The sequence below is a fragment of the Cryobacterium sp. 10I1 genome (assembly GCF_035019805.1).
Taxonomy (GTDB): Bacteria; Actinomycetota; Actinomycetes; order Actinomycetales; family Microbacteriaceae; genus Cryobacterium; species Cryobacterium glucosi.
This window is the reverse complement of sequence record NZ_JASJVF010000426.1, coordinates 1-1,689: the sequence shown is the minus strand read 5'-3', so window position 1 is coordinate 1,689 and position 1,689 is coordinate 1. Positions and strand designations below refer to the sequence as shown.

Annotated in this window: 2 protein-coding genes; both read right to left on the bottom strand. The window is 70.5% G+C overall.

Annotated elements, in window-relative coordinates:
* Positions 1 to 30: 30 nt before the first annotated feature.
* Positions 31 to 792 (bottom strand): ABC transporter permease, encoded by a 762-nt coding sequence (locus tag QN345_RS18735; RefSeq protein ID WP_322135326.1) that lies wholly within the window; start codon positions 790 to 792, stop codon positions 31 to 33.
* On the bottom strand, positions 789 to 1,689 hold a 901-nt coding region (locus tag QN345_RS18730; RefSeq protein WP_323509071.1), incomplete at its 5' end, for an ABC transporter ATP-binding protein. The genes QN345_RS18735 and QN345_RS18730, both read right to left, overlap by 4 nt.

The window sequence follows — 1,689 nt, the reverse complement described above, 5'->3', positions numbered from 1 at the left end:
CGAAAGGGGCGCAGGCACCGCCCGGCAGGCCTAGAGTTCCTGCCGCCGGAAGGCGGCGACCGCGAGCGCGACCAGGGCGGCGGCCAGCAGCAGCGCCGTGCACACCGGCCAGAACGTTTCGACCGACTTGCCGAGCGCGAGCGACGTCGGCACGCCCGTCAGCGCCGCCGGTGAATAGGTGCCGAGGGGCGTCCACAGTGCGGCGATCGACACGAGCGCATACGCGCCCAGCCCGGCACCGGCGGCCCCGGCCGTGGGGCTGATCACCACGGAGAGCAGCGTCATCAGGGCGACGAACAGGATGCCGAACACCAGCCAGGCGAGCGACGCCGACCAGAGCGCCCCGCCGGGCGCCTCCCCGAACACGATCGCCGTCCCGCCCCAGGTGACGAGCGTGCCCGCGACTACGAGCATCGCGAGGAACGCCGAATGCACGGTCGCCTTGGCGAGGATGAACGCGCCGCGCGACACCGGTTTGGTGAGCACGAGCACCGCGGTGCCGCTGCGTCGCTCCGAGGAGACGATGCCGCCGTAGACGATGATCAGCGCGAACAGCACGATCTGGGACAGGTTCTTGATCCAGCCCGTGTAGGCGTCGGCATACGTCGGGTCCGGGAGCGTGAACTGCCCGAGCTGGTCGCCCGCGACCGCTCGCAGGATCTCCGGCGTGAACCGGGCCATCACCGGGCCGGTCAGCGCGAAGAACAGCACGATGCCCGGGAGCACCCAGAGTCGCCAGGTCCGCACGATCTCGAGGACCTCCTTGCGCGCGAACGCTGCGAATCCCCTCATCGGGTCCCCCCTCCGACCAGGCTGACGAAGACGTCCTCGAGGCCGAGCTCACCGGCATCCATGCGGCACAAGCCGACGTGCCGGCCGGCGACGAGCACCGGGATGGCCCGGCGGGCGGCGTCCATGTCGGTGACGGTGATTTCGAGGGCGCCGGTGGGCCCCACGGCAACGGATGTCGCCCACGGCTCGCGGGAGATGTCTTCCGCGAGGCCGCCCGCGGCATCCGTGACCTCGAGGATCACCTTGCGTTCGGCGTACCGGGAGGTGAGCTCCTGGATCGGCCCGTGCGCGACCACGCGACCGTGGTCGAGAATGGCGACGGTGTCGCAGACCCGCTCGACGTCGGCGAGGATATGCGTCGAGAAGAATACGGTGGTCCGCCCGCGCAGCGAGCTGAGCATCTCGAGCACGTCGCGGCGTCCCATCGGGTCGAGGGCGCTCGTCGGCTCGTCGAGGAGGAGCAGCTGGGGCGCGTTGATCAGCGCCTGGGCGACCCCGAGCCGTTGCTTCATGCCGCGGGAGTACCCGCCGATCGCGGTGGTCACGTCGGTCAGTCCGGCGAGTCCGAGAAGCATGCCGACACGTTCATCCAGGGTGCGCCGGTCGATCGCGAAGAGCCGGCCGACGAACCGGAGGAATTCCTCGGCGGTCATCCAGTCGTAGAAGCCGGGCACGTCGGGCAGGAAGCCGATCCGAGCGCGGATCGAGTCGTCGACCGCCGTGACGTCGCGGCCGAGGATCTGCACGCCGCCGCTCGTCGGCCGGGCGAGGCCGGTCAGCATCCGGAGCAGCGTCGTCTTGCCGGCTCCGTTCGGGCCGAGGAACCCGAAGATCGAGCCTTCCTCGACCTCGAGGTCGACGTTGTCGAGCGCGCGGTGCTCGCCGTAGGTCTTGGTC